Raw genomic sequence first — 26,314 nt, forward strand, 5'->3', positions numbered from 1 at the left:
GCCAGGGTTGGAGTGATCCCTCCCGGCGTGGACCAGGTGGTGGCAGGAGATATGGAAAGAACCCGTCTGAAGGATATTAAGGTCCTGTTTTTTGTGGGGGCAAACGACACCCATTTGCCGGGAGCGCTCAGACGCACGGGACTTCTTTCTGAGCGGGACCGGGAGGTCTTTGGCCGGGAGCATCTTATGCTGGCGCCAGGGGGAAAAGAACAGGCCTATATCCAGAAGTTTTATCTTTATATGAATCTCACCAAACCTTCTGAAAGGCTGGAGATCTGTTACAGCAAGGTTTCGCAGGACGGAAAGAGCCTGCGTCCTGCTTATCTGATCCAGGAATTCCGGAAGCTTTATCCAGGACTTAAGGTGCAGGATGAAGAGAAACAGGGGATCGGCGCAAAAGAGCTGACTGCAGGCGCCGGGGTGGACTGGCTGATCCGGGGACTGCAGGGAGAGGGAACCGGGATGGATCCGGCGTGGCAGGAGCTGTATACCTGGTATCAGAAGGAGCCCCTCTGGAAGGCGAAGGCGGACCGTCTGGTGGAAGCTGGCAGCTATCACTGCCCGGCGGACGGACTGACCCGCAGGACGGCAGAGAAGCTCTACGGAGAGGGCTTTCCGGACAGTATCACCCGGATGGAGCAGTTCTCTTCCTGTGCTTATGCTCATTTTATGTCCTACGGACTGGGACTTAAGGAGCGCCAGGAGTATGAATTTGAAGCGGTGGATCTGGGGAATCTCTGTCACAGCGCCCTGGAGCTTTACTCCAGGAAAGTGGAACAGACCGGAAAGGGATGGATTTCTACTCCAAAGGAGGAGCAGGAACAATATATCCGTGAAAGTGTGGAAGAAGCAGCGGCAGGTTACGGGAACTCGATCCTTTACAGCTCCGCCCGCAATGGCTCACTGCTCCTTCGCATTCAGAGAATGCTGGAGCGGACGGTGTGGGCGCTGACCCGGCAGCTTAAGGCGGGAGATTTCCGTCCGGCGGCTTATGAGCAGCGGTTTGAGGGCGGCAAGATCGACCGGGTGGATCTGTGCCGGGAAGAGGACAAGATCTACGTCAAGGTGCTGGACTATAAGACCGGGCTGAAAGCCTTTGACCCGGGAGCTCTGTACTATGGCCTGCAGCTGCAGCTGATGGTTTATATGGGGGCGGCTGTAAGCCGGGAGAAGAAGCGGCATCCGGAATGCCAGGTGATTCCTGCGGGAGTGTTCTACTATCGGATCTGGGATCCGCTGATCGAGCGGAAGAGAGGAGCCGGACCGGAGGAGCTGGAGGAGGCTTTCTTAAAGGAACTGCGGCCGGACGGGATCGTGAACCTGACAGAGGACGCCCTTATCCATCTGGACCGGACAGGGGCAGGAGAATCCCTGGCGGTTCCGGTGAAGTATAATAAGGATGGGAGTCTTTCCAGGACTTCCCGCGCAGTATCGGGCGAGGATTTCCGGGTGATGATGGACTATGCGGCGGAGAAAGTCCGGGAGAGCCACCGGAGGATCCTGGAAGGAGAGATCGGGCCAAAGCCTTACCGGAGGGGTCAGGATACCGGCTGTGATTACTGCCGGTACCGGCATATCTGCGGATTTGATCCAAAGATCCCGGGATATGGATATAAGGATCTCTGGAAACTGAGCCGGGAAGAAGCGCTTGTCCGGATGCGCGCCTTCCGGGAGAACAGAAGACATCTGGAAGAAAAGAGACAGGAAGAAGGGTAGTTATGGGAGTGCAGTGGACGGAAGAACAACAGAAAGTGATCGATCTGAGGGACCGGAATATCCTGGTGTCCGCCGCTGCCGGTTCCGGCAAGACGGCAGTCCTGGTGGAACGGATCATTTCCATGCTCACCGATCCGGAACAACCGCTGGATGTGGACCGGCTTCTGGTGGTGACGTTCACGGAAGCCGCCGCGGCGGAGATGAAGGAGCGGATCCGGAACGCCATTGAGGCAAAGCTTGCAGAGCAGCCGGAGTCTGAACACCTGCAGCGCCAGGCGACTCTGATCCACAGCGCCCAGATCACCACCATCCACAGCTTCTGTCTCTCTGTGATCAGGGATCATTTTCATGCCATCGACCTGGATCCGGGATTCCGGATCGGGGAAGAGGGAGAATTAAAGCTTCTGGAGCGGGAAGTGCTGGGAGATCTTCTGGAAGCGCAGTATGAAGAGGGCAGGGAGGCCTTCCTGGATCTTGTAGGCGCTTACGGGACGGGGCGAAGTGACAAGAAGCTGGAGGATCTGATCCTGAAGATCTATGAATTCTCCAGAAGCTATCCAGACGGGGACGGCTGGCTTGACGCCTGCGTGGAGGCTTATAGGGCGGAGACGCTGGAGCAGCTGGAGAAGACCCGGTATCTTTCCCTTCTTATGGAAAATGGGAGCAAGATCCTAAGTGACGCCAAAAATCTTCTGGAAACAGGGATCCGGATCTGTCAGGAACCGGACGGGCCGTCCGCCTATCAGGAAATGCTGGAGGAGGATCTGCGGATGGTCCAAAGATTCCTGAAAGCGAAGACTTACCGGGAGCTGGCAGAAGAGCTGGAGAAAATGGCATGGATGAAGCTGGGGGTCAACCGGAAGAAAGAGGTATCCCAGGAGGAGATCCTGCAGGTAAAAGAGCTCCGGGCGAGGGTAAAAGACCTGGTGAAGGATCTGGCGGCCCAGTATTTCTACGAGGATCCGGAAGAGATCTTACAGGATCTTGGGATCTGCAGGCCTTATATGGAAGAGCTTGCCCGTCTGGTGAAGCTTTTTGCCCGGCAGTTTGAGGAAAAGAAACGTTCCCGCAACCTGATCGATTTCTCCGATATGGAGCAGTATGCCCTGCGGATCCTGACCAGAATGGAAGAGGGGCAGCGGGTGCCTTCGGATGTGGCGGTGGAATATCAGCGGCAGTTCCAGGAGATCATGATCGATGAGTACCAGGACAGCAACCTGATCCAGGAGGAGATCCTGACCAGCGTTTCCGGGATCCGGGAAGGCCGGTATAATATCTTCATGGTGGGGGATGTGAAACAGAGCATCTACCGTTTCCGGCTGTCCAGACCGGAACTGTTTATGGAGAAATTCGACGCCTATGACCTTGCGGACGGCCCCAGGCAGCGGATCGACCTTCACAAGAATTTCCGCAGCCGCCGGGAGGTGCTGGACAGCGTGAACCTGTTCTTCCATAAGCTTATGCGCCGGGAACTGGGGGGGATTGCCTACGATGACCGGGCGGCGCTCTATGTGGGGGCGGATTACCCGGAAGGGGGAGACTTCCATACAGAGGTTCTGCTGATCGATCCGGAACTGCCGGAGGCGGATCCGTACCTGGCAGGTCCTTCTGACCGGGAGCTGGAAGCCCGCTGCATCGCCGGGGAGATCCAAAGGCTTCTGGCCGGGCAGCAGGTGATGGACAAGGAGAGCGGGACTATGCGTCCTGCCCGCTACAGGGACATGGTGATCCTGACCCGCAGCATCCAGGGAACGGCTGAGGTATTTGCCACTGTGCTGGCCAGGGAAGGGATCCCGGCTCATGTGGGCACTCGGGAGGGATATTTCTCCGCCCAGGAGGTGAGCCTGGTACTGGATTATCTGCAGGTGCTTTTGAACCGACAGCAGGATATCCCCCTGACGGCGGTCCTTGCTTCCCCCATAGGAGGACTTGACTCAGAAGAACTGGCGAAGATCCGGTGTGCCTGGCCCAAGATCCCCTTCCACCGGGCGGCGGCACTCTACCGGAGTGAGGGAGAGGACGCCGGGATCCGGGAGAAGCTGGAGAATTGTCTGGGAACTATGGACCGGCTGCGGCAGAGGGTTTCCTATACGCCTATGCATGAGCTTTTGCGGATGGTGCTGGAGGATACCGGGTACGGGGATTATGCGGCAGCCATGCCGGGGGGCGCCCAGCGGAGAGCCAACCTGGAAATGCTGGTGGAGAAGGCCCGTTCGTTCGAGGCCACCAGCTATAAAGGTCTGTTCCATTTTATCCGGTATATCCGGCAGCTGGAGAAATATGACGTGGATTACGGAGAAGCAAATATGGAGGACGAGCAATCCGATGCAGTCCGGATCATGACGATCCACAAGAGCAAGGGGCTGGAGTTCCCCATCGTATTTGTGGCAGGCATGGGGAAGCGGTTCAATCTGCAGGATGCAAGGAGCATGGTGACGCTCCATGCGGACCTGGGGATCGGTCTGGAGGCGGTAGACCTGACACAGCGAACCAAAAGTCCCAGCCTGATCAAGAAGATCATCCAGAAGGAAGAAGTCCTGGACAGTCTGGCGGAGGAGCTGCGAGTGCTCTATGTGGCATTTACCAGGGCGAAGGAGAAGCTGATCATCAGCGGCATCCTTCCGGGGGCGGAAGAAAAGCTTGCCGTGGCGGTCCGGGAAGAAAAGGGAAGGGAAGGCGCCCTGCCCTATGGGAAATTAAGCAGGGCGGTCACCTGGTGGGACTGGCTCCTTCCGGCGCTGGCAGGGATGCCGGCAGAAAGCCCTGTGGATGTAAGGATCCTGGATCTTGGGGATATTACTGAGGGAGAAGTGCTGCAGGAGACGGCGGATGTGATCCGGCGTCAGATGCTGGAAAACTGGGATGCGGACCAGGTGTATGAACCGGCGGTCCGGCAACAGTTGGAGCAGCAGTTTACTTATCAGTATCCCTACGAAGGGGTGCTGGAGCGAAAGTTGAAATTCACGGTGTCTGAGCTGAAGAAGCGGGCGTACCTGATGGAAGAAGGGGCGGACGTGGAAGAACTGGGGGAGACGGCATATGAAGAGCCGGAGGTTATCCCTTTGATCCCCAGGTTCCTGGAGGAGTCGGAGGAACTGACAGGGGCTTCCCGGGGAACCGCTTATCACCGGGTGATGGAGCTTCTGGATCTGTCTGAAACTTATACAGAAGAGGAAGTAAGAGAAGCGATCCGGGATTTCCGGGAGGAAGGCAGGATCTCAGAGGAGATGGCGGACTGCATCCGGGTAAAAGATATCCGGAAAGTCCTGGAGAGCTCTCTGGGACAGCGATTAAGAGCGGCGGCCCGGAAAGGGCGGATCTGGAAAGAGCAGCCCTTTGTCCTGGGGATCCCTGACCGGGAGATCTACGGAGACAGCCGGGAAGAGGAACTGGTGCTGGTGCAGGGGATTATCGATGTGTATTTCCAGGAGGAAGACGGGCTGGTGGTGCTGGACTATAAGACAGACCGGGTAAACAGGGCGGAAGAGCTGACAGAAAGATATCATGCGCAGCTGGACTATTACGGGAGAGCGCTGGAACAGCTGACAGGGAAAAAGGTAAAGGAAAAGGTGATCTATTCGTTCACACTGGGCGAGACGATCACACTATAAGGAGGATGAAGAGATTGCTGGGAATATATCTGCAGAATGTAAGAGACAAGGCGCCGCTGGTGCACAATATCACCAACTATGTGACAGTCAATGATGTGGCCAATGTGCTGCTGGCCTGCGGGGGAAGCCCCATCATGTCGGACGAGCCTCAGGATGTGGAGGATATCACCAGCATCTGCGGCGGGCTGAACATCAACATCGGGACCTTGAATGTGCGGAGCATCGAGGGTATGCTGAAGGCGGGGAAGCGATCCAACCAGATGGGGCATCCGGTGCTGCTGGACCCGGTGGGAGCCGGAGCCAGTGATCTGCGCACCAGCACGGCGGTGCTTCTGACCGAAGAGATCCGTTTCGACGTGATCCGGGGAAATATCTCGGAGATCAAGACGCTGGCCAAAGGGAGCGGCACCACCAAAGGGGTGGACGCAGATGTAGCGGATGCGGTGACCGAGGAGAACCTGGAGGAAGGCGTGGCATTTGCCAAAGCATTTGCCAGGAAGGCGGGAACCATAATAGCCATCACAGGAGCCATCGATCTTGTCAGCGACGGGGAGACCTGTTATGTGATCCGAAACGGCCGGCCGGAGATGGGTAAGATCACAGGGACCGGCTGCCAGCTCTCCGGGATGCTGACGGCGTTCCTGGTGGCCAATCCGGATCAGAAGCTTGAGGCGGCGGCCGCCGCGGTGTGCGCCATGGGACTGGCAGGCGAGATCGGCTGGGCCCACATGCAGCCGGGGGACGGCAACGCCACTTACCGGAACCGGATCATCGACGCCATCTACAATATGGATCGTGAGACATTGGATAAAGGAGCAGACTATGAAGTGCGATAAGAAAGATTTGCTGCTGTACGCAGTGACGGACCGGCGCTGGCTTGGAGGCCGGCGTCTGACGGACCAGGTGGAAGAGGCTCTGAAAGGAGGGGTTACCTTCGTCCAGCTCAGGGAGAAGGATCTGGACGAAGAACGGTTCCTGGAGGAAGCAAGAGAGATCAAGGAACTTTGCGGAAGGTATGGAGTTCCCTTTGTGATCAACGACAATGTGGATATCGCCCAGGCGGTGGACGCGGACGGCGTCCATGTGGGACAGAGCGATATGGAGGCAGGAGACGTGCGGGCCCGGCTTGGGCAGGACAAGATCATCGGCGTGTCCGCTCAGACGGTGGAGCAGGCGCTTCTGGCAGAAAGCCGCGGGGCGGACTACCTGGGAGTGGGAGCGGTCTTTGCCACAGGATCAAAGGCAGACGCATCGGAAGTAGACCATGAGACTGTGAAGGCCATCTGTCAGGCTGTCCACATCCCGGTGATCGCCATCGGCGGCATCACCCGGGAAAATGTGGGAGCGCTGGCAGGAACCGGGGTCTGCGGCGCGGCAGTGATCAGCGCCATCTTCGCCCAGGAAGATGTTGAAGAAGGAACCAGGAAACTGAAGGAGGCAGTCCGGTGCATGGTGGAAAGCTAGAAGGACAAGTCCCCATCCGGGGCGTGATCTTTGACGTGGACGGAGTGGTCTTAGATTCCATGGCCATCTGGGAGGAGGCGGGAGCCCGTTATCTGAGAAGCCTTGGGAGAGATCCCGGGCCGGATCTGGGGCGGATTTTATTTCCCATGACCCTCCGGGAGGGAGCAGCCTATCTGAAGGAGACTTATGGATTGTCAGAAGAGCCGGAAGAGATCGAAGGAGGAGTCCTGGCTGTGGTGCGGGATTTTTATCTGAAGGAAGCGCCCATGAAGCCGGGAGCCCGGGAATTCCTTACGGAACTGTCCCGCCGGGGGATCCCCATGGCGGCGGCTACTTCCAGCGATAAGGAACAGATCAAAGCGGCATTTGAACGGCTTGGCATCAGGCAGTTCTTCCGGGGGATCGCCACCTGCGGGGAGGCAGGGGAAGGAAAGAACAGTCCGGCGGTGTATGATATGGCAAGGAAGATGCTCTCCTGCCAGAGGGAGGAATGTGTCGTGCTGGAAGATTCTCTTTTTGCCCTGCAGACGGCTAAAGCGGCAGGGTTCCACACACTTGGTGTCTTTGACCGGTTCAGCGCAAGGGACCAGGAGGCCTTGCGGAAGCAGGCGGAGATCTATCTCCTGGATCTGACAGAGCAGGAGAAGTTCTGGAATTATTTTGGATAGAAAGGACGAAGGAAAGATGAGAAGAACAGCGTTAACGATAGCAGGAAGTGATTCCAGCGGGGGAGCCGGGATCCAGGCGGACATTAAGACCATGCTGGCCAACGGGGTGTACGCCATGAGCGCAGTGACTGCGCTGACAGCTCAGAACACCAGAGGGGTTACCGGGATCATGGAAGTGACACCGGAATTTCTGGGAGAGCAGCTGGACAATATTTTTACTGACATCCGTCCGGATGCGGTGAAGATCGGAATGGTGTCCGCAAGTTCTCTGATCCGTGTTATCGCAGGGAAGCTTAAGGAGTATCAGGCGGAGAACATTGTGGTGGATCCGGTGATGGTGGCCACCAGCGGGGCAAAACTGATCAGCGATGAAGCAGTCCTTGCCCTGAAGGAAGAGCTGCTTCCCATGGCGACGGTGCTCACCCCCAACGTGCCGGAGGCGGAGGTCCTGGCCGGGATGCCGGTGAAGACGGAAGCCGATATGGAGACAGCGGCCAGGTGGATCAGCGAGACCTATCACTGCGGGGTGCTGTTGAAGGGCGGCCATCAGTTAAATGACGCCAATGACCTTCTCTACCGGGAGGGAGGCGCCAGATGGTTCCGGGGAAAACGGATCGATAATCCCAATACCCACGGCACCGGCTGTACACTGTCCAGCGCCATTGCCTCCAATCTGGCCAAGGGCTTCTCCCTGGAGGAGTCTGTGGAGCGGGCCAAGGACTATATCTCGGGAGCCCTGGGAGCCATGCTGGATCTGGGGCAGGGAAGCGGTCCCATGGACCATGGATTCGATCTTACGGGGAAATATATGGAGACGGCAAAGAAAGCGTGATCTTACGGAGGTGATCTTATGGAACAGATGACCTTATTTGACAATCAGGAGGGACTGATCCCTCTGGCCAGCCGGGTGCGCCCGGACAGCCTGGATTCCTTTGTGGGGCAGGAACATCTGCTGGGGAAAGGAAAGATCCTGCGGCAGCTGATCGAGAAGGATCAGATCTCTTCCATGATCTTCTGGGGTCCTCCGGGAGTGGGGAAGACTACCCTTGCCAGCATTATCGCCGGGAAGACCCGGGCGGAATTTATTAATTTCAGCGCAGTCACCAGCGGGATCAAGGAGATCAAGGATGTGATGCGGCAGGCGGAGGAGAGCCGACGGATGGGAAGGCGGACCGTGCTTTTCGTGGATGAGATCCACCGGTTCAATAAGGCCCAGCAGGACGCGTTCCTTCCCTATGTGGAGCGGGGCAGCATCATCCTGATCGGGGCCACCACGGAGAATCCTTCCTTTGAGATCAACAGCGCGCTTCTGTCCCGGTGCCGGGTGTTTGTTCTGAAGGCTCTGGAAGAGAAGGATCTGGTACGGCTTTTGGAGCAGGCTCTTGCGAACCCGGCCGGGTTCCCGGGGGAGCATATTGCGATCTCAAAGGATCAGCTTACCGCCATCGCCCGGTTTGCCGCCGGGGATGCAAGGACTGCCCTGAATACTCTGGAGATGGCGGTGCTCAACGCCAGGATCACAGCGGAAGGGGTTGAGGTTACAGATCAGGGGCTGGAACAGTGTATCACCAGGAAGTCCCTTCTCTATGACAAGAACGGGGAGGAACACTACAATCTGATCTCCGCCCTGCACAAATCCATGCGCAACAGTGATCCGGACGCGGCGATCTACTGGATGTGCCGGATGCTGGAGGGAGGAGAGAATCCTCTCTATATCGCCAGACGGCTGATCCGGTTTGCCAGCGAGGATGTGGGGATGGCGGACAGCGGGGCCCTTCAGGTGGCGGTGGCGGCCTATCAGGCCTGCCATTTCCTGGGAATGCCGGAATGTGACGTACATCTGACCCATGCGGTAGTCTATCTTGCCATGGCGCCCAAGTCCAATGCCCTCTACACGGCCTGTGAGGCCTGCAAGCGGGATGTGAAGGAGAAGCGGCTGGGAGCGGTGCCGCTGTGGCTCAGGAACGCCCCCACAGGGCTTATGAAGGAGCTTCACTATGGCGAGGGATATGAGTACGCCCATGATACAGAGGAGAAGCTGACTCACATGCAGTGCATGCCGGAGGGGATGGAGGAGCGGACTTACTATCACCCGACCAGCCAGGGGAAGGAAGAGCAGGTGAGAAAGCGTCTGGAGGAGATTCAGGAGTGGAAGAAAAAAACGCATTTGAACGGATCTACGAAGTGATCGATAAGATCCCGGAAGGAAAGGTGGCTTCCTACGGGCAGGTGGCGGCTCTTGCAGGGAACCGGCGCTGGGCCCGGGTGGTAGGATACGCCCTTCACGGAGTGCCAAAAGACAGGGATCTCCCCTGCCACCGGGTGGTGACAAAGGAAGGGAGGATCTCACCGGCATTTGGCCCGGGGCCGGACAACCGGCAGGCCAGACGTCTGCGGGAAGAAGGGGTCCAGGTCCGGGACGGCTTTGTAGATATGGAAGAGTTTCAGTGGAAGAAGTGGATCTTTTGAGATCCGGCAAGGAGGAAGAAGGATGGGAGAGACGGAAAAAAAGACGGTGAAGCTTTACACCAGACAGAATGATAAGACTTTATATCAGCTGGAGCGGGACGGACGTGTGATCAACCAGCGGGCGTATGTGGAGCTGCATTTTGGGGATATCGCGCCTCTTTTCATGGAGAGTTACGACTGGTTTACCCGGGAGGCCGCCAAACGGGTTCCCAAGCCGGAGGATGTGAAGGCGCCCATCTGGTGCTCCATCAGCGTGGAGAACTGTCTGAAGCCGATTCCGGGGACCGTGGTGTATGTGCTGGAGGTCCCGGAGTCCCAGGTGATCTATTTTGACGATGTGAAATGGGATTACGTGCTGAACCGGATCTATTTGCCTAAGGATGAAGAAGACGACGCGGCTTACCGGCAGCATCTGAAGGAATTGGGTGTGCCCAACCGGTTTGAGATCCTGGCCGGGAAGTACCAGGGAAAATATCCGGAAGAGGAGCAGCGGATCCGGGAGAGCTGGAAGCGGATCTTCGAGATCGACAACTGGACCATCTTCAATGTGTGCGGCAACCTCTGGGAGATAAAAAAATCCTGGGTGAGACAGATCGTCCACCCAGGAGAAGAGATCAAACCATAGTTTCCTATACGTATTTTTTGCGGTTGACGCGCAATCCCGGAACCAAAATGGCCTTTCCCGCAGGGAACCGAAAGCCTGCCACCTTGTTGGTAAAATCCGTGAACAGGGGCGCGGACAGGAATAAGGTCAGCAGGATGGTTCCTGCGACCAGGAGCAGGGATTCCGGCAGAGTGTCCACATTTTTCAACAGCGGCGTACCCTTCAGGCAGGAACAAATGAGCCCGTGGAACAGATAGATGCCCATGGTGCGGGTGCCGATGTAGGAGAGCCGTCCCTGTTTTGCCCACATGATGGACAGGAAGGCGAAGGTCAGGCCGAACCCGATGCCGTAGCAGACCAGGCGGCAGATCATACCTTCCAGAGTGGTCTGGCCCAGTGTATCGTAGCTGTATCTTCCGTAGAGGATCTTCACAGGAAGAGCCTTGTGGAAGGGGTCAAAGATCAGAAATGCGGTAAAAAGCAGGATGCCGCAGGCTGACAGGAGCTGGATGGTCCGGTCTCTGAGTCGGGCGACCATTTCCTTCTGGAAATGAATGCCGGCCAGGAAGAAGGGATAGTAGACCAGGATCCTGGGGATGCTTAAGAAATTATCCTTCATCCCGGAACAGCCGATCAGAAGGCCTGCGAGGATGGCCAGGATCATGTGGTGCGGGATCTTCTTCACATAAGGAGTTGCCGCCCGCCATACAAACAGGGCAAGAATGTACCACAGAGAGAACTTGGGGCACAGAAGGTCCAAAGTGGCGGGTTTATGAAGGAACACCGTGTAAAGAAGATAGTAGATCACTTCATATACCAGGTAGGGAACGGCCAGCTTGCATACCAGGTCCTTAAAGGGCAGCTCCCGTTTGGAGAAATAGCCGGAGATAAAGATAAAAGCCGGCATATGGAATGCAAAGATAAACCATTTCAGTGTATAGAGAAATTCATTATTCGTATATGCGGGCTCGATAAAATGCCCGATCACCACAAGGAAGATCAGAAACGCTTTGTAGTTGTCGTATAAATAATCCCGTTGTTTTTTCACTGTTTCCATAAAAGATTACTCCCAAAGTGTAAAATAAGTCCGATTTTTTCAGCGTCTCTATTCTACACTTTGGGAGTAGTGGAAACAAGATTAAAAATATCTAAAAATGTAAGAAATATTTAAAACATTTGTAACAAAATAGTTAAAACCTGCCGGGCGCGCCTTATTGCGGGGCGGGAAGGATGGTAAGAGACAGGTTGGTGAACGTGGAATCTGCCTCTCCGGCGGCCAGAAGCTCCGTCATATTTAAGGGGATGGAGAGAGTGGTCTCTTTCCCGTAGGCAGGAGATTTGGCATAGCTTTCCATGGTCTCCACCAGATCCTTTGACACAGCGTCCAGGGAATAATAGGTGCCCTTTTCAATCTTGTCAAAGGTTTTTACAAGACTGTTGTTGGGCGTCACCGTAATGTCGATGGTATAACTGTAGAGGCCGGCTTCTTTGCGCGGGATACCCACGGTGTATTTGCACTGCTTCATGATTTCTTTAAGTGCCTTTTTGTACCGGTCGTGATAGGCAGAACTTAAGTCGGCGGGCGGGGTAAAGACGTCGGCTTCATACCATTCCAGGGCTTCTTCTTTCGTGCGGTCTGTGTGCAGGGCGAACTGGGCCACATCTCCTTTAAAAGAAGCATCCAGATAGGACTGCATAAAGTCCCGGGCGTCAAGGACCTCGCATACAGAGTTGTAGGGCTGCATATAGCCGGGCAGTGCTTCCTGAAGGAAAGTGAGAAGCTGATCCGGGGCAAAGGCGAAACCATCTTCTGTTTTTTCCACCATCAGGCTTACCCGGATTTCTTCCTGAAACTGGGGATCGCCTTCAAGAGCGGCAGCGCTTTCTTCATACAGGGCGCTTACCTCGGCGGTAAGGTCCGGGGAGGCCATGGAGGCAAGGTGTGTATCCCGGGCCTGGGAAGTTGTGGCAGCGATGTCGATGGGAGTAAACGCAATGTCCACAGAATACTGACTGTCAGACTGTTCCTTTGCCTCTGTCACTTCAAATTCCATGGTCCGGAAGGCCTCCTGCAGGAAATCCAGGGTGGGAGTCCGCAGTTCCTCCGGAAATTGCAGGGTGTAGAGAGCGTTGCTCTCGGTTATCCCCTGTTCCAGAAGAAATGTGAAGGCTCCAGGGTCTTTTTCCTTCATGGCTGTGATCTGCTCACCCACATACTGATCCGCGGACTTGCCGCCGCAGCCGGCCAGCAACAGAAGGCCAAGCAGCGCCGGAAACAGCAGGACACGAAAATGAAAACGTTTTCTCATAGATATCCCCCTCTCTTTATGATAAAAGATCTGTTTTTATTGTACCATCCGGCGCCGGCGGGTGGCAATAGCTTGAAAAAGAAGCGGGAGTTATATATAATGAGTAGAAAGCGGAGAAATCCGCGGCAGCATAAAATTTTTATGAATCATAAAGGAGATGCGCTTATGCAGATACGGTCGATCGAGAAGGAACTGAGAGAGAATGCTTATCCCGGCAGAGGGATCATCCTTGGGAAGAGCCCGGACGGGAAGAAGGCAGTGGCGGCATATTTCATTATGGGCCGCAGCGAGAACAGCAGGAACAGGATCTTTGTAGAAGACGGGGAGGGGATCCGCACCCAGGCCTTTGACCCGGCCAAGCTGACAGATCCCAGCCTTATTATCTACGCACCGGTGCGGGTGCTGGGCAACAAGACCATCGTGACCAACGGAGACCAGACGGATACCATCTACGAGGGGATGGACCGGCAGATGACCTTTGAGCAGTCTCTGCGAAGCAGGGAGTTTGAGCCGGACGCGCCCAATTATACGCCCAGGATCTCCGGGATCATGCATATTGAGAATGGAAGCTATAATTACGCCATGTCTATCCTCAAAAGCAATGACGGACGCCCGGAAGGGTGCTGCCGGTATACCTTTGCCTACGAGAAGCCGGCGGCAGGGGAAGGACATTTCATCCACACTTATCAGTGCGACGGGGATCCGCTGCCAAGTTTTGAAGGAGAGCCCAAGCGGATCGCGGTGGAGAATGAGATCGATGCATTTACCGATCTTCTGTGGAACAGCCTGAATGAGGAGAATAAGGTATCTCTTTTTGTGCGGTATATTGATATTGCCTCCGGAAATTATGAGACCCGGATCGTAAATAAAAACAAATAGAAAAGGAGCAGAGGAATCAGGATGAAAGAATTAGAACTGAAATATGGATGTAACCCCAACCAGAAACCTTCCCGGATCTATATGGCAGACGGAAGCGAGCTGCCCATCCAGGTGCTGAACGGACGCCCGGGATATATCAATTTCCTGGATGCGTTCAACGGCTGGCAGCTGGTAAGCGAACTGAAGAAAGCCACCGGCCTTCCGGCGGCCACATCCTTTAAGCATGTTTCCCCGGCAGGAGCGGCGGTGGGACTGCCTCTTTCCGACACTCTGGCGAAGATCTACTGGGTGGATGACTTAGGAGAGCTCTCTCCCCTGGCCTGTGCCTACGCAAGAGCCAGAGGCGCGGACCGGATGTCTTCTTTCGGAGACTTTATCTCCCTGTCCGATGTCTGTGACGTGGATACTGCGAAGCTTATCAAGCGGGAGGTGTCCGACGGCGTGATCGCGCCGGGATATGAGCCGGAAGCCCTGGAGATCCTGAAGGAGAAGAAGAAAGGGAACTACAACGTGATCCAGATCGATCCGGAGTATCAGCCGGCGGCCCTGGAGCACAAGGACGTCTACGGGATCACCTTTGAGCAGGGGAGAAATGAGCTGAAGATCGACGATGACTTTTTTGCCAATATCGTGACGGAGAATAAGGAACTGCCAAAAGAGGCGAAGATCGACCTTGCTATTTCCATGATCACTTTGAAATATACCCAGTCCAATTCCGTATGCTTTGTAAAGGACGGACAGGCTATCGGTATCGGCGCCGGGCAGCAGTCCCGGATCCACTGTACCCGTCTGGCCGGTTCCAAAGCAGACAATTGGTGGCTGCGCCAGTCTCCACAGGTGATGAACCTGCCTTTTGTAGATTCCATCCGCCGGGCGGACCGGGACAACGCCATTGACCTGTATATCGGAGAGGACTATATGGACGTGCTTTCCGACGATGCATGGCCGGCTATCTTCAAGGAGAAACCGGAGGTATTTACCCGGGAGGCCAAGCGGGAGTGGCTTGACAAGCTCACCGGCGTGTCTCTTGGTTCCGATGCCTTCTTCCCATTCGGGGACAACATTGAAAGGGCCCACAGAAGCGGTGTTCAGTACGTGGCCCAGCCAGGTGGTTCCGTGCGGGATGACAACGTGATCGAGGTATGTAATAAGTACGGGATGACGATGGCATTTACCGGGATCCGGCTGTTCCATCATTAATTTAATCTTGATCGGGAACGTAGTATTTTCGAAAATACTACGTTTCTTTTTTGTAAAAAAGGTTGTGAGGAGCGAAGAATTGGAATATAATAGGAAAGGCATGAATTGATTGTGCAAAAAAAACGGTAAATCAGACAAATGAAAGCGAGGATATTATTTTATGGGTAAATATTTCGGAACGGACGGCTTCCGCGGGGAGGCAAACGTAGTCCTGACGGTAGAACATGCCTTCAAGGTGGGAAGATTCCTGGGATGGTATTTTGGACAGGATCACAAGGCAAAGATCGTGATCGGGAAGGATACCAGACGCAGCAGCTATATGTTCGAGGATGCGCTGTCCGCCGGTCTTACCGCCTCCGGCGCCAACGCCTATCTTCTGCACGTGACCACTACTCCCAGTGTATCTTATGTAACCCGGACGGAAGATTTTGACTGTGGGATCATGATCTCGGCCAGCCACAATCCTTTTTATGACAACGGGATCAAGATCATCAACGGCAAGGGACACAAGATGGAGGCTGAGGTAGAGGAGAAGATCGAGGCCTACATCGACGGGGAGATGGGAGAGATCCCGCTGGCCAAGAGGGATGATATCGGACGGACCGTGGACTACGCAGCAGGCCGGAACCGTTACATCGGCTATCTGATCTCACTGGCCACCCGTTCCTTCGAAGATATGCGCATCGGCCTGGACTGTGCCAACGGAAGCGCATTTGCCATTGCCAAGAGCGTATATGACGCCCTTGGAGCAAAGACTTATGTGATCAACAGCGAGCCGGACGGAACCAATATCAACACGAACTGCGGGTCAACGCATATTGAGGTACTGCAGCAGTTTGTCAGGGAGAAGAAGCTGGACGTGGGATTTGCCTTTGACGGAGACGCGGACCGGTGCATCGCGGTAGATGAGAACGGCAACGTGGTGGACGGAGATCTGATCCTTTATATCTGCGGAAAATATCTGAAAGAAAACGGCCGTTTGAACGGCGACACCATCGTGACCACCATCATGTCCAACCTGGGGCTCTACAAAGCCTGCGACAAGGCGGGGATCAGGTACGAGAAGACCGCAGTGGGCGATAAATATGTCTATGAAAATATGGTGCAGAATGATTTCTGCCTGGGCGGAGAGCAGTCTGGCCATATCATCTTCAGCAAGCACGCCACCACCGGAGACGGGATCCTGACCTCTCTCATGGTGATGGAAGTGATCCTGGAGAAGAAGATGAGCCTGGCCAAGCTTGCAGAGCCGGTGAAGATCTATCCCCAGCTTCTTAAGAACGTGCGGGTTGTGGATAAAAAGACGGCCCGGGAGAATCCGGAGGTAGTCAAGGCCGTAGAGGCAGTGGCCCAGGCCCTTGGCGACGACGGAAGGATCCTGGTAAGAGAGAGCGGCACAGAGCCGGTGCTGCGTGTGATGGTGGAGGCATCCACCGATGAACTTTGCGGGAAATATGTCGATCAGGTAATTGACGTGATTAAGGCGCAGGGCCTGGAAGCATAATTGTAATTGGGGACGTGGTATTTTTAAAAATACCACGTCCCAGATTGAAAATACCCTGTCCCCAATGAAAAAAAGGGTTCCACTCTAAAAGGAGTGGAACCCTTTTCCTATGATCTCGCTGGTGTTGGAGATAAGTAAAAATGCATCCGGCGCCTCTGCCTTGATATAATTTCGAAGCCGCACAGACTGGAAACGGTTCAGGACGGTGAGGACCAGGTATTTCTGTTCCCCGGAGAAGGCGCCCTTGGCGTCTACTACAGTGGCGCTCCTGTGAAGGTCGTCCTTGATAAAGCGGCAGATCGGTTCCGGATTACTGCAGACTACATTGAAATATTTGGACAGGTTCAGACTCTCGATAAATCCGTCTACCATGGAAGAGCGGACGGCAAGTCCCAGGAAGGAGTAGAGTCCGGTCTCGATACCGAAGACGAAACAACCTGCCAGGGCGATGAGGAAATCGGTGATAAGAAGTGCTTTCCCGATGTCAACGCTGGTATATTTCTTCAGGATCATGGCGATGATGTCTGTACCGCCGCTGGAAGAGCCGATATTGAAAAGAACTGCGGATCCCAGAGCCGGAAGGGCGATGGCGAAGGCCAGCTCCAGCATAGGCTGGTCCGTGAGAGGGCCGTTCATAGGGCAGATCCGCTCCAGAAGCGACAGGGCTACGGAGAGCAGGATGCTGCAGTATGCAGTCTTTGCAGCAAAATTTTTCCCCAGGATGAGAAAGCCCACAAGTAAAAGGAGCATATTGACGATAAAGTTGAAATCACCGGCGGAAATAAGTCCGCTTTTGGCCACGAGGACAGCCAGACCTGTGATCCCGCCAAAGGTGAAGTTATTGGTGAACTTAAAGAAGTAGGTTCCGACAGCGATCAGAAGGGTGCTGCCGGTCAGCAGCGCGAAATTTTTTGACTGTGACATCATAAGAATTCCTCCTTACGGAATATCTGTTGTGTAATCGTGACCATTGTATCCCCACGGCAGGGAAAAGTCAACGAGATCCTGAGGCCGGGAATCAGAAATCCGGAATCGGTATATAATATCTGTCATGAAGGAGGAAAGGACATGTATAGATATTTACCGATCACGGACATATACGCAAGAGAAATCCTGGATTCCCGGGGGAATCCTACCATAGAAGTAGAAGTACTGGCAGGGGATGAGTTCTGCGGCAGAGCCGGGGTCCCCTCCGGCGCCTCCACCGGACGGTTTGAGGCGGTGGAGCTGCGGGACAAAGAGAAACGGTACCGGGGAATGGGAGTCCGTCTTGCGGCAGAGCATGTAAATGCCAGGATCGCGCCGGAGATCATCGGTATGAATGTGTTTGACCAGGCGGCTCTGGATGGAGTTCTGCTGCGCCTGGACGGGACCCCGGACAAATCCAATCTGGGGGCCAACGCCATGCTGGGGGTTTCCATGGCGGCTGCCCGGTCTGCAGCGGCCGCCCTTGCCATGCCCCTTTATTCTTATCTTGGGGGAACCAACGCCAAAAGGCTTCCGGTGCCCATGATGAACGTGATCAATGGGGGGAGACATGCAGACAACACCATTGACATCCAGGAATTTATGATCCTCCCCGTGGGAGCCGATTGTTTCCGGGAGGGGCTGCGGATGTGCGCGGAAGTCTATCACGAATTGAAAGAACTTTTGAAAGAGAGAGGACACGCCACTTCCGTGGGGGATGAAGGAGGCTTTGCGCCGGACCTTGGAGATGCCAAAGAAGTGCTGGCCGCCCTGACAGAAGCGATACAAAGAGCAGGTCTGCAGCCTGGGAAGGACATGGCGCTGGCGCTGGACGCGGCAGCATCTGAGCTTTATGATCCGGACTTTAAGAAATATGTATTCCAGGGGGAGAGTAAAAAAACCGGGAAGAAAGTGATCCGGTCGGCGGAAGAGATGATCGATTATTATGAGGAACTGACAGAAGCGTTTCCCATCTTATCCATAGAAGACCCCCTGGATGAAGAAGACTGGGAAGGGTGGGAACTTATCACTACCCGAATGGGCCAGAACGTCCAGCTGGTGGGGGACGATCTGTTTGTGACCAACCGGAAAAGACTGGAGCAGGGAATCCAAAAAGGGGTGGGGAACGCGATCCTCATCAAGGTGAACCAGATCGGAACCCTTACAGAGGCCTTTGATGCCATTGAACTGGCGAAAAACGCAGGATACCGTGTTATAGTCTCTCATCGCTCCGGAGAGACGGCGGATGGGATCATCGCGGACATCGCGGTGGGATTTAATGCCGGACAGATCAAGGCCGGGGCGCCCTGCCGCTGTGAGCGGGTGGAGAAATATAATCAGCTTTTGCGGATCGAGGAGAGACTGGGGGAGATCGGAGAGTACAAAAGTCCGTTTTAGTAAAATCCGGAGGTTTTCCGGACTCTTTCCTTGTCAATCGCCGGATAGAGGGCGTATAATAGGGGACAGAGAGGGAAGGCAGGGTGAAGCTGCTGGGTGCAGGGGAGACTGAGGAAGGCTGAGGACGGGAGAGACACCGAAGAGTTTTTAAGAGATCTTCTGGGATATCCCCAGAATTGCAAGCTGGAAGCCACTCTGGTCCTGGGGATGCCGGCAGAACACGGACCGGCCTATGAACTGGAGAATCTTCCCGTGGAGAAGGTCCATGAAGGAGCCTTTGGCAGGGCAATGGAGTGGAAATAGGTTCCGAATGCACAGATGGTGGATAACGGAAGTTATCCACCATCTTTCGTAATCTCATTTCATGCAGTGCTTTTAAATATCTAAATCATAATCTGTTTTATATATTATAAAAGGTACATCCATTTTGATTAGTGTGAGGGATTAAAGTTTTGTTACGTTGACTGCCTGGGGTCCCTTAGCTCCTTCAGTTACGTCATACTCTACTTCCTGGCCTTCTTCCAGAGACTTGAAGCCTTCCATGTTCAACCCTGTGTAGTGTACGAATACGTCGTTGCCGGCCTCGTCAGAGATAAAGCCGTAGCCTTTTTGGTTGTTGAACCATTTTACTGTACCCTTCATCGTGATACCTCCATAAAAATAAAATGTAAAAAAATTAAGAAGCTGTACTATCTGCCTGAATATTGGTAGATAACACGCTGTCACCTTAGCATATATTTATAAAAAAGTCAATGGATTCGACAATTGTTTTTAATATTCTCTACAATTGTAGGAATAAGGATTTTAGGGTAAAATATGTATCAGAAAAGAAACTGCGATGACGGAAAACAAGGAGGATGACTATGAGACAGATCGCTGAGAAAATAGAAGAACTTGTAGGGCGCACGCCGCTTCTGGAAGTGAAACGGATCGAGGAGGCAGAAGGCCTTAAGGCAAGGCTTCTGGTGAAGCTGGAACTGTTCAATCCGGCGGGAAGCGTGAAAGACCGGACCGCGCTTTTCATGATCCGGGACGGGGAGGAGAAAGGACTCCTTAAGCCGGGATCGGTGATCATCGAGCCCACCAGCGGCAATACCGGGATCGGACTTGCGGCTATCGGCGGAGCCAGAGGATACCGGGTGATCTTCACCATGCCGGAGACTATGAGCGTGGAGCGTCAGAAGCTGTTGAAGGGATATGGAGCCGAGATCGTTCTGACGCCGGGAGCCAGAGGAATGGCAGGGGCGATTGAAGAGGCGGACCGCCTGGCTCGTGAGATTGACGGCGGGGTCGTGCTGGGGCAGTTTGACAACCCGGCCAATCCCATGGCTCATTACCAGACTACCGGCCCGGAGATCTGGGAAGATACAGAGGGCGAAGTGGACATCTTCGTGGCGGGAGCCGGAACCGGCGGAACCATCACCGGAACCGGGAAGTTCCTGCGGGAGAAAAAGCCCGGGATCCAGATCGTGGCAGTAGAACCCAAGGGCTCCTGCATATTGTCGGGAGGAGAGCCCGGACCTCACGGCCTGCAGGGCATCGGAGCCGGATTTGTTCCCAGTATCCTGGATACAGGGATCTATAATCAGGTAATCCCGGTAAAAGAAGAAGAAGCTTACGAGGCGGCCAGGCTGCTGGCAAGGCGGGAAGGGATCCTGACGGGTATCAGTTCCGGAGCGGCATTGTCTGTGGGGCTTAGGATGGCCAGAGAAGAAGGGAATGCAGGGAAGACTATTGTGGTACTGCTTCCTGACACCGGGGAACGGTACTTGTCTACACCGTTGTTCCAAGAGGGATAAACGAAAGAGAGGAAAAATTTATGATTACACTGACGGGGAAAAAGGTTTCAGAAGGGATCGTGATCGGAAAGCTTGTATTCTATAAGCGGGATGAGAGGGAGAACCGGCGGATCTATGTAAAGGACGTGGAGAAAGAGGTGCAGCGGTTCCAGAAAGCCAGACAGAAAGCAATGGCAGAGTTAAAGGAACTGTATGTGACTTCCATCCGGGAAGTGGGAGAAGCCAACGCAGCCATCTTTGAGATGCAGCAGAAGATCCTGGAGGAAGAGGAGTTCATGGACCGAGTGGTCAACATTGTGGTAGAAGAGAAGCTGAACGCGGAGTATGCGGTGCAGACCACGGCGGAAGAAATCCTCAAAGGCGTAGAAGGAGAAGGAAAAGAATATCTCCAGGGACACGGCGCGGATGTGAAGGATGTGGCGCTGCGGCTTCTGCAGATCTTATCCAGGAACTGGAAGGACCGTCTTTTGACCGATGAGCCCTTTGTCCTGGCGACTTCTGAACTGTATCCCAGTGAGGCGGTGCAGCTGGATAAATCAAAAGTACTGGGTTTTGTCACCCGTTACGGGACCATCAACTCCCATACGGCGGTGATCGCCCGGACCAAGAATATCCCTTCTGTGATCGGTCTTGGGGAGGCCCTGAAGAATGACTACGACGGGAAGACTATCATCATCGACGGATTTGAGGGAAAGATCTACATTGAGCCGGATCAGACGACGCTTGCGAAGATGAAACAGCGCAAAAGTGAGAACCGGACGCAGATCCAGAACCTGGAGCGTCTGAAAGGAAAAGAGAATATTACTCAGAGCGGTCAGAAGATCGACATCTGCGCCAATATCGGAAGCCGGGAAGACATTGAGAGCGTACTGCGAAGCGACGCGGGGGGCGTAGGGCTGTTCCGCAGCGAGTTCCTGTATATGGAAAACGGCGGGAAGCTGCCTACAGAGGAGCAGCAGTTCCAGGCGTACAAGCTGGCGGCGGAATCTATGGGACGCAAGAAAGTGGTGATCCGGACGGCGGACCTGGGCGGCGAGAAGATCGCAGACTGCCTGGACCTGGGCGGCGAGAAAAATCCTGCCATGGGAGTCCGGGGGATCCGGGTCTCCCTGGATAAGGAAGAGATCTTTATGACTCAGCTGCGGGCCATCTTACGGGCGAGCCTCTATGGAAACCTGTCGGTGATGTTCCCTATGATCTCCTCTGTGGCGGAAGTGCAACGGGCAAAGCTGCTCCTTGGAAGAGCGGGCAAAGAACTGAAGGCAGAGAAGATCCCCTATAATGAGAAGATTGAGGTGGGCGTGATGATCGAGACGCCGGCGGCAGTGATGATCAGCGGGGAGCTGACAAGAGAAGTGGATTTTGTCAGCATAGGGACCAATGACCTCACTCAGTTTACCCTTGGCATGGACCGGGGAAACGAGCGCCTGGAACCTTACTACAACCCCCATCATCCGGCGCTTCTTAAGATGATCCGGATCGTGGCCAACAACGTTCATCTGGAGAATAAGCGGATCAGTATCTGCGGCGACCTGGCTGCAGATCCGGAGATGACGGAATTCTTCCTTCAGATCGGCATTGATGAGCTTTCCGTGGCTCCGGGAGAAGTACTTAGCTTACGTAAGCGGATCCGGGAGATCCAGTAACAGCAAAACAACGCATTTACATTGCGGGCGTGTTTTGTTAAAATAAATTTGTTGTCTGTTAAAAGAATGAGAGTTACGAAGGAGGAAAACATGCTGGAAAAACTTTTTAAACTGAAAGAAAACGGCACAGACGCCAGGACAGAGATCCTTGCCGGAGTCACCACATTTATGACCATGGCTTACATCCTGGCGGTCAATCCCAGTATCTTAAGCGAGACGGGAATGGACCAGGGAGCGGTATTTACCGCTACCGCAGTGGCTTCTCTTCTGGGTACGCTGTTCATGTCTCTTTTTGCAAATTATCCTTTTGCCCTGGCTCCGGGCATGGGCCTGAACGCCTATTTTGCCTACACGGTAGTGCTGGGAATGGGATACAGCTGGGAGACGGCTCTGACCGCCGTATTTATTGAAGGTCTCATCTTTATCGTATTGTCCCTGACCAATGTGCGGGAGGCCATCTTCAACGCCATCCCCATGAACCTGAAGGCGGCGGTGAGCGTAGGTATCGGTCTTTTCATCGCGTTTATCGGACTGCAGAACGCCAAGATCGTGATCGGAGGCTCCACCCTGCTGCAGCTCTTCTCTGTAGAAGATTACAACACCCTTAATGGTGTGGAGGCAAGCTTCAACGATGTGGGGATCACAGTGCTCCTGGCAGTGATCGGCATCCTGATCACCGGGATCCTGGTGATCAAGAATATTAAGGGAAATATCCTGTGGGGGATCCTGATCACCTGGCTTCTTGGGATCATCTGCCAGCTGGCAGGACTCTATGTGCCCAACGGGGAGCTTGGTTTTTATAGCCTGCTTCCGGATTTCAGCAATGGACTGGCTATCCCAAGCCTGTCCCCGATCTTCGGAAAACTGCAGTTTGACGGGATCTTCTCTCTGGAATTCCTGGTAGTGATCTTCGCATTCCTGTTTGTAGATATTTTTGATACCCTTGGAACCCTGATCGGCGTGTCTACCAAGGCAAATATGCTGGATGAGAACGGGAAGCTGCCCCGGATCAAGGGAGCGCTCCTGGCGGACGCGGTAGCCACCACTGCAGGCGCGGTTCTGGGTACTTCCACTGTTACTACATTCGTGGAGAGTGCTTCCGGTGTCACCGAAGGAGGAAGAACAGGTCTTACATCCATCACCACAGCCATCCTGTTTGGCGTGGCGCTCCTGTTCTCACCCATCTTCCTGGCGATCCCGTCCTTTGCCACAGCTCCGGCTCTGGTAGTGGTTGGATTCTATATGCTGACCAACGTGGTGAATATTGATTTCAATGATCTGGCGGAGGCGATCCCCTGCTATATCTGTATCATCGCCATGCCGTTCTTCTACAGCATTTCCGAAGGAATCGCCATGGGCGTGATCTCCTACGTGGTGCTGAACCTGGTAACAGGTAAGGCAAAAGGACGGATCAGCGTGCTGATGTATGTGCTGGCAGTGCTGTTCGTACTGAAGTACCTGTTCCTGTAGAATAATTCAGAACAAAAAAATCCCTGTCTCCGCAGGATCCTGCGGGACAGGGATTTTTTTTATGCAGTTGCGAGCTGGAAGATTTCCTGAGCCAGCGCGAGAAACCGTTTCATCACCGGGTGATCGTTGTCATACCGGTAATAGATCCCAAAGGCAATCTCCGGGAGATCCCGGACAGGGATATAGCGAAGCCCGGGATCCCGGACCTGAGGCACGTCCGGATACAGGGTGTAGCCTAAATGAGCCTTTACAAGGACAAAGGCAGTGTCGATGTTATCCGTAAAGTACCGCTGTTCCGGAGAAAGGGCAGGGATGAGACGGCTCTGGATGGAGAAGAGATGTCCGGGGACCTGCCGGGAGGAACACACCACCAGGTTTCCCTGGAGCATATCTTTGGTGAGAACTTCATATTGGGCCAGTGGATGGTCGGGAGTACAGACACAGGCTATGGGGGCAGAAGAAAGCGCTTTGAAACGAAGGGCGCTTTTTTTCTGTCCTTCTTTGAAGTCAAAAGCCGCGCTGATCTTCTGGTTCTCCACAAGCCCCAGAAGGGAGGGGAATGGCACCATCCGGACAGAAGGGCGGAGGAGAGGAAATTCCAGGGCCAGCTGATGGAAGAGGCCCGGCAGCAGTTCTAAAGTCATGCGGTCGTGGCAGCCGATCTCCAGCGGAATCAGGCTCTCATGGCGGCCCAGACGCTCCTTGGCGGAGAAGGCGGTCTTCAGGATCAGTTCCGCGTCCGGAAGGAACTGCAGTCCCTCCTGGGTAAGGGAGACGCTTTTGCTGGTCCGGCGGAACAGCTTTACCTCCAGCTCTTCTTCCAGGGACTGGATCTGATGGCTCACCGCCGGCTGCGTGATCTTCAGGGCCTGGGAAGCCCGGGAAAAATTCAGGTGTTCAGCTACGGCGATAAAACATTCTAATTGGATGGTGTTCATAGAAACCTCCTTAAATAAATGAACAAATCGCTATCTATAAAGGGTGTTTATGGATTATAGCATTTTTGACCTTGGGATTCAAGATTTAGATTTATTAAGAAAGTGTTCAGGATTGATTAAGTTTTGTCTTTTATAATGAAAACGGATCAAAGGAGGTGTGGAATGAAAAATATATTGGACTATCTGGAACGTACGCAAAAAAGATATCCCTGTAAGACGGCGGTAGATGACGGAAATATCCGGATGACCTGGGTGGAACTGACGCGGCTGGCCCAGGGGATGGGAACGGCTTTTGCCCGTCGGACGGATCCGGGCCGGCCGGTAGTGATCCTGATGGAGAAGAGCGCGGCGGTACTGGCGGCTATGTTGGGTGTGGTGTATGCAGGTTGTTTTTATGTCATGCTGGATCCGGGGCAGCCGGTCCAGAGAAGGAAGAAGATCCTGGAGACGTTAACCCCCCAGCTTATTGTAGGGGATGAAGAGGCGGGGAGGAAAGTCCGCGAGACGGGTCTTGAGATTCCCGTCTGCTTTCTGGAAGACGCAGTCAGAACCAAACCGGATCCGATCCTCCTGGGGAGGATCCGGGAAGAAGCAAAGGAGACGGATCTTCTCTACAGCCTTTTTACCTCCGGGTCTACTGGAACACCAAAGGGAGTGGCGGTGAGCCATCAGGCAGTGATACAGTTCCTGGGGCATTTTACAGAGATTTTCGATCTTCGTGCGGATGACCGGATCGGGAATCAGGCGCCTTTTGATTTTGATGTGTCGGTGAAGGACATTTATTCTTGTGTGATGACAGGGGCGACGCTGGTTCTGATCCCTAAGGAGTATTTTTCCATCCCGCCAAGACTTGTGGATCTTCTCTGCGAGAAGCGGATAACCGTGATGATCTGGGCGGTATCGGCGCTTTGTCTGATCTCGGCTCTCAAGGGGCTGGAATATCGGATTCCGAAGGATGTGCGTATAGTTATGTTCAGTGGCGAGGTGATGCCGGCGGGACAGTTGATTTGCTGGCAGGAAGCGCTTCCGGAAGCGGAATTTATCAATCTCTATGGTCCTACAGAGGTCACCTGCAATTGTACCTTCTACCGGATCCGGGAGAAATGGGAGGCATTTAACAGGCTGCCCATAGGAAGTGCTTTCCCGGGCCGGCAGGTGTTTCTTCTGGACGAAAAAGGAGAAAGGATCACAGAGGAGGGAAAGGCTGGTGAGATCTGTGTATCCGGGGAATCTCTGGCTGAGGGGTATTATAATAATCCCGAAGAGACGAAGAAGCGCTTTCATTTTTATACAGCGCAAAGCGGTGAGGAAAAATGCTGTTATCACACGGGAGACCTGGGATTTTACGGAGAGAATGGATTATTATATTTTGCCGGACGGAAGGATTTTCAGATCAAGTATATGGGACACCGGATCGAACTGGAGGAGATCGAAGGATGTCTGGAGCAGATGGAGGGTGTTTCCCGGTGCTGCTGTATCTTTGACCGGGAAAAGCAGAGGATCGCGGCTTTCTATACAGGGAAGGAAGTCCCCCCGGTAGTGCGGAAAGAGCTGAAGGATAAAGTGCCTTCCTATATGGTGCCGGGTAAGATCACCCGTGTGCCGGTGATCCCGCTGAATAAGAATGGCAAGACGGACAGAGCGTATTTTCAGAACAGACAGGAGGTATAAAG

The 26,314-nt window shown here is 54.2% G+C and carries 23 protein-coding genes; 18 read left to right on the forward strand and 5 right to left on the reverse strand.

Translation table 11 applies throughout. The features are described 5' to 3' along the window. The 9 genes from ACML7B_RS00890 to ACML7B_RS00930 form a co-directional block, all read left to right on the forward strand. Window positions 1-1,716 (forward strand): PD-(D/E)XK nuclease family protein (locus ACML7B_RS00890; RefSeq protein ID WP_418538895.1); only part of this gene is annotated, 1,716 nt, incomplete at its 5' end. Between the two features lie 2 nt (window positions 1,717-1,718). Continuing rightward, window positions 1,719-5,327 (forward strand): helicase-exonuclease AddAB subunit AddA, encoded by a 3,609-nt coding sequence (gene addA / locus ACML7B_RS00895; RefSeq protein WP_418538898.1) that lies wholly within the window; start codon window positions 1,719-1,721, stop codon window positions 5,325-5,327. A 5-nt stretch (window positions 5,328-5,332) separates the two neighbouring features. Further along, complete coding sequence (gene thiM, locus ACML7B_RS00900; RefSeq protein ID WP_418538901.1) at window positions 5,333-6,163, forward strand: hydroxyethylthiazole kinase; 831 nt, start codon at window positions 5,333-5,335, stop codon at window positions 6,161-6,163. Next, window positions 6,150-6,791 carry a thiamine phosphate synthase gene (thiE, locus tag ACML7B_RS00905; RefSeq protein WP_418538904.1) on the forward strand — a complete coding sequence of 214 codons (642 nt, stop codon included), beginning with the start codon at window positions 6,150-6,152 and terminating at the stop codon, window positions 6,789-6,791. Before thiM ends, thiE begins: the two co-directional genes overlap by 14 nt. Continuing rightward, window positions 6,773-7,459 carry an HAD family hydrolase gene (locus tag ACML7B_RS00910; RefSeq protein ID WP_418538908.1) on the forward strand — a complete coding sequence of 229 codons (687 nt, stop codon included), beginning with the start codon at window positions 6,773-6,775 and terminating at the stop codon, window positions 7,457-7,459. The genes thiE and ACML7B_RS00910 overlap by 19 nt, the downstream gene beginning before the upstream one ends. 16 nt (window positions 7,460-7,475) lie before the next feature. Next, the gene (gene thiD, locus ACML7B_RS00915) at window positions 7,476-8,291 is read left to right on the forward strand and encodes a bifunctional hydroxymethylpyrimidine kinase/phosphomethylpyrimidine kinase (protein WP_418538911.1); all 816 of its coding nucleotides are present in this window, start codon (window positions 7,476-7,478) and stop codon (window positions 8,289-8,291) included. Window positions 8,292-8,309: 18 nt separating this feature from the next. Beyond that, a complete protein-coding gene (locus tag ACML7B_RS00920; protein ID WP_418538913.1) occupies window positions 8,310-9,647 on the forward strand; it encodes a replication-associated recombination protein A in 1,338 nt (445 codons plus the stop codon). Next, on the forward strand, window positions 9,608-9,928 hold the full coding sequence (locus tag ACML7B_RS00925; protein ID WP_418538916.1) for an MGMT family protein: 321 nt from the start codon (window positions 9,608-9,610) through the stop codon (window positions 9,926-9,928). Before ACML7B_RS00920 ends, ACML7B_RS00925 begins: the two co-directional genes overlap by 40 nt. Before the next feature lie 22 nt (window positions 9,929-9,950). After that, a complete protein-coding gene (locus ACML7B_RS00930; RefSeq protein ID WP_418538919.1) occupies window positions 9,951-10,553 on the forward strand; it encodes a DUF3841 domain-containing protein in 603 nt (200 codons plus the stop codon). Window positions 10,554-10,557: 4 nt separating this feature from the next. On the opposite strand, the gene ACML7B_RS00935 is transcribed toward ACML7B_RS00930, so the two are convergent. Both ACML7B_RS00935 and ACML7B_RS00940 read right to left on the reverse strand, forming a co-directional pair. After that, window positions 10,558-11,589: an acyltransferase family protein gene (locus ACML7B_RS00935; protein ID WP_418538922.1), complete on the reverse strand. Its 1,032-nt coding sequence runs from the start codon at window positions 11,587-11,589 to the stop codon at window positions 10,558-10,560. Between the two features lie 154 nt (window positions 11,590-11,743). Then, complete coding sequence (locus ACML7B_RS00940; protein ID WP_418538924.1) at window positions 11,744-12,841, reverse strand: hypothetical protein; 1,098 nt, start codon at window positions 12,839-12,841, stop codon at window positions 11,744-11,746. 165 nt (window positions 12,842-13,006) lie between these two features. Between ACML7B_RS00940 and ACML7B_RS00945 the strand changes: the two genes are divergently transcribed. The 3 genes from ACML7B_RS00945 to glmM all read left to right on the forward strand — a co-directional run bounded on the left by ACML7B_RS00945 (window position 13,007) and on the right by glmM (window position 16,424). Next, window positions 13,007-13,720 (forward strand): IMP cyclohydrolase, encoded by a 714-nt coding sequence (locus ACML7B_RS00945; RefSeq protein WP_346707855.1) that lies wholly within the window; start codon window positions 13,007-13,009, stop codon window positions 13,718-13,720. A 21-nt stretch (window positions 13,721-13,741) separates the two neighbouring features. After that, window positions 13,742-14,920 (forward strand): phosphoribosylaminoimidazolecarboxamide formyltransferase, encoded by a 1,179-nt coding sequence (locus tag ACML7B_RS00950; RefSeq protein ID WP_346707856.1) that lies wholly within the window; start codon window positions 13,742-13,744, stop codon window positions 14,918-14,920. 160 nt (window positions 14,921-15,080) lie between these two features. After that, window positions 15,081-16,424, forward strand: a complete 1,344-nt coding sequence (glmM, locus tag ACML7B_RS00955) for a phosphoglucosamine mutase (protein WP_418538927.1) — start codon at window positions 15,081-15,083, stop codon at window positions 16,422-16,424. 84 nt (window positions 16,425-16,508) lie between these two features. Here the strand turns inward: glmM and ACML7B_RS00960 are convergent, their stop codons facing one another. Further along, window positions 16,509-17,351, reverse strand: a complete 843-nt coding sequence (locus tag ACML7B_RS00960; protein ID WP_418538930.1) for a YitT family protein — start codon at window positions 17,349-17,351, stop codon at window positions 16,509-16,511. A 141-nt stretch (window positions 17,352-17,492) separates the two neighbouring features. Between ACML7B_RS00960 and eno the strand changes: the two genes are divergently transcribed. After that, on the forward strand, window positions 17,493-18,788 hold the full coding sequence (gene eno, locus ACML7B_RS00965) for a phosphopyruvate hydratase (protein WP_418538933.1): 1,296 nt from the start codon (window positions 17,493-17,495) through the stop codon (window positions 18,786-18,788). A 96-nt stretch (window positions 18,789-18,884) separates the two neighbouring features. After that, window positions 18,885-19,091 carry a hypothetical protein gene (locus tag ACML7B_RS00970; protein ID WP_418538936.1) on the forward strand — a complete coding sequence of 69 codons (207 nt, stop codon included), beginning with the start codon at window positions 18,885-18,887 and terminating at the stop codon, window positions 19,089-19,091. Between the two features lie 141 nt (window positions 19,092-19,232). Here ACML7B_RS00970 and ACML7B_RS00975 read toward each other — a convergent pair whose 3' ends face one another. Continuing rightward, window positions 19,233-19,430 carry a cold-shock protein gene (locus ACML7B_RS00975; RefSeq protein ID WP_106788864.1) on the reverse strand — a complete coding sequence of 66 codons (198 nt, stop codon included), beginning with the start codon at window positions 19,428-19,430 and terminating at the stop codon, window positions 19,233-19,235. Between the two features lie 221 nt (window positions 19,431-19,651). Between ACML7B_RS00975 and cysK the strand changes: the two genes are divergently transcribed. The 3 genes from cysK (at window position 19,652) to ACML7B_RS00990 (ending at window position 23,703) form a co-directional block, all read left to right on the forward strand. Further along, a complete protein-coding gene (gene cysK, locus ACML7B_RS00980) occupies window positions 19,652-20,587 on the forward strand; it encodes a cysteine synthase A (RefSeq protein ID WP_418538939.1) in 936 nt (311 codons plus the stop codon). A gap of 20 nt (window positions 20,588-20,607) precedes the next feature. Beyond that, window positions 20,608-22,233, forward strand: coding sequence for a phosphoenolpyruvate--protein phosphotransferase (gene ptsP, locus ACML7B_RS00985; RefSeq protein ID WP_418538942.1), 1,626 nt, complete (start codon window positions 20,608-20,610; stop codon window positions 22,231-22,233). A gap of 90 nt (window positions 22,234-22,323) precedes the next feature. Beyond that, window positions 22,324-23,703 (forward strand): NCS2 family permease, encoded by a 1,380-nt coding sequence (locus ACML7B_RS00990; RefSeq protein ID WP_418538945.1) that lies wholly within the window; start codon window positions 22,324-22,326, stop codon window positions 23,701-23,703. A gap of 59 nt (window positions 23,704-23,762) precedes the next feature. Here ACML7B_RS00990 and ACML7B_RS00995 read toward each other — a convergent pair whose 3' ends face one another. Beyond that, window positions 23,763-24,641, reverse strand: a complete 879-nt coding sequence (locus tag ACML7B_RS00995; RefSeq protein ID WP_346707864.1) for a LysR family transcriptional regulator — start codon at window positions 24,639-24,641, stop codon at window positions 23,763-23,765. A gap of 162 nt (window positions 24,642-24,803) precedes the next feature. On the opposite strand from ACML7B_RS00995, the gene ACML7B_RS01000 reads away from it, so the two are divergent. Further along, window positions 24,804-26,312: an amino acid adenylation domain-containing protein gene (locus ACML7B_RS01000; RefSeq protein ID WP_418538948.1), complete on the forward strand. Its 1,509-nt coding sequence runs from the start codon at window positions 24,804-24,806 to the stop codon at window positions 26,310-26,312. Window positions 26,313-26,314 lie beyond the last annotated feature (2 nt).

Source organism: Massilistercora timonensis, from assembly GCF_048354975.1.
In the GTDB taxonomy this organism is placed as follows: Bacteria; Bacillota; Clostridia; order Lachnospirales; family Lachnospiraceae; genus Massilistercora; species Massilistercora timonensis.

What these genes read in the sequence shown, in the direction of transcription:
- ACML7B_RS00930 (WP_418538919.1), top strand. Translation starts at nt 9,951, where the DNA reads ATGGGAGAGACGGAAAAAAAGACGGTGAAGCTTTACACCAGACAGAAT.
- ACML7B_RS00975 (WP_106788864.1), bottom strand. Translation starts at nt 19,430, where the DNA reads ATGAAGGGTACAGTAAAATGGTTCAACAACCAAAAAGGCTACGGCTTT.
- ACML7B_RS00945 (WP_346707855.1), top strand. Translation starts at nt 13,007, where the DNA reads ATGCAGATACGGTCGATCGAGAAGGAACTGAGAGAGAATGCTTATCCC.
- eno (WP_418538933.1), top strand. Translation starts at nt 17,493, where the DNA reads ATGTATAGATATTTACCGATCACGGACATATACGCAAGAGAAATCCTG.
- ACML7B_RS00950 (WP_346707856.1), top strand. Translation starts at nt 13,742, where the DNA reads ATGAAAGAATTAGAACTGAAATATGGATGTAACCCCAACCAGAAACCT.
- ACML7B_RS00960 (WP_418538930.1), bottom strand. Translation starts at nt 17,351, where the DNA reads ATGATGTCACAGTCAAAAAATTTCGCGCTGCTGACCGGCAGCACCCTT.
- ACML7B_RS01000 (WP_418538948.1), top strand. Translation starts at nt 24,804, where the DNA reads ATGAAAAATATATTGGACTATCTGGAACGTACGCAAAAAAGATATCCC.
- ACML7B_RS00990 (WP_418538945.1), top strand. Translation starts at nt 22,324, where the DNA reads ATGCTGGAAAAACTTTTTAAACTGAAAGAAAACGGCACAGACGCCAGG.
- thiD (WP_418538911.1), top strand. Translation starts at nt 7,476, where the DNA reads ATGAGAAGAACAGCGTTAACGATAGCAGGAAGTGATTCCAGCGGGGGA.
- cysK (WP_418538939.1), top strand. Translation starts at nt 19,652, where the DNA reads ATGAGACAGATCGCTGAGAAAATAGAAGAACTTGTAGGGCGCACGCCG.
- ACML7B_RS00920 (WP_418538913.1), top strand. Translation starts at nt 8,310, where the DNA reads ATGGAACAGATGACCTTATTTGACAATCAGGAGGGACTGATCCCTCTG.
- ACML7B_RS00940 (WP_418538924.1), bottom strand. Translation starts at nt 12,841, where the DNA reads ATGAGAAAACGTTTTCATTTTCGTGTCCTGCTGTTTCCGGCGCTGCTT.
- thiM (WP_418538901.1), top strand. Translation starts at nt 5,333, where the DNA reads ATGAAGAGATTGCTGGGAATATATCTGCAGAATGTAAGAGACAAGGCG.
- thiE (WP_418538904.1), top strand. Translation starts at nt 6,150, where the DNA reads ATGAAGTGCGATAAGAAAGATTTGCTGCTGTACGCAGTGACGGACCGG.
- ACML7B_RS00935 (WP_418538922.1), bottom strand. Translation starts at nt 11,589, where the DNA reads ATGGAAACAGTGAAAAAACAACGGGATTATTTATACGACAACTACAAA.
- glmM (WP_418538927.1), top strand. Translation starts at nt 15,081, where the DNA reads ATGGGTAAATATTTCGGAACGGACGGCTTCCGCGGGGAGGCAAACGTA.
- ptsP (WP_418538942.1), top strand. Translation starts at nt 20,608, where the DNA reads ATGATTACACTGACGGGGAAAAAGGTTTCAGAAGGGATCGTGATCGGA.
- ACML7B_RS00995 (WP_346707864.1), bottom strand. Translation starts at nt 24,641, where the DNA reads ATGAACACCATCCAATTAGAATGTTTTATCGCCGTAGCTGAACACCTG.
- addA (WP_418538898.1), top strand. Translation starts at nt 1,719, where the DNA reads ATGGGAGTGCAGTGGACGGAAGAACAACAGAAAGTGATCGATCTGAGG.